Source organism: Candidatus Nanopusillus massiliensis (assembly GCF_920984865.1).
Window position 1 is genome coordinate 585837 of record NZ_OV100765.1, and the last position, 209, is coordinate 586045.

The 209-nt window shown below is 26.5% G+C and carries 3 protein-coding genes (2 of these 3 cut by a window edge); all 3 read left to right on the plus strand.

Annotated features, from left to right (window positions below; translation table 11 throughout):
- Tightly spaced (each overlapping or abutting the next), the 3 genes in view from LUA84_RS05560 to LUA84_RS04520 form a layout consistent with a single transcriptional unit that may run on beyond the window.
- Positions 1–80 carry the 3' end of a 50S ribosomal protein L19e domain-containing protein gene (locus tag LUA84_RS05560; RefSeq protein ID WP_457913400.1) on the plus strand. It extends 187 nt beyond the left edge of the window, so 80 of the gene's 267 nt are visible here — the last part of the coding sequence; the start codon falls outside the window, past its left edge; the stop codon is at positions 78–80.
- Positions 8–160, plus strand: coding sequence for a hypothetical protein (locus tag LUA84_RS05565; protein ID WP_457913401.1), 153 nt, complete (start codon positions 8–10; stop codon positions 158–160). The genes LUA84_RS05560 and LUA84_RS05565 overlap by 73 nt, the downstream gene beginning before the upstream one ends.
- A protein-coding gene (locus tag LUA84_RS04520) for an eL19 family ribosomal protein (RefSeq protein WP_256443615.1) crosses the window boundary here: on the plus strand, positions 117–209 show its 5' portion. It continues 78 nt past the right edge of the window; the window shows 93 of its 171 coding nt (coding positions 1–93); the start codon lies at positions 117–119; its stop codon lies beyond the right edge, outside the window. The genes LUA84_RS05565 and LUA84_RS04520 overlap by 44 nt, the downstream gene beginning before the upstream one ends.

The window sequence follows — 209 nt, forward strand, 5'->3', positions numbered from 1 at the left end:
AAATTATATTAAGGAACAGAAGAAAAAGGGAAGAAGAAGAGGAGGAGGATCTAGAAAAGGAGGTAGAAAANNNAGATTAGACAAAAAAGAAAATTGGATGAAAAGAATGAAGAGCAATAAGAAAGTTATTAAGAGAATTGAAAGAGAAAAATATAATTGATAAAAAGTTATATAGGGAGNNATATAAAAAAGCTAAAAGTAATGACTTT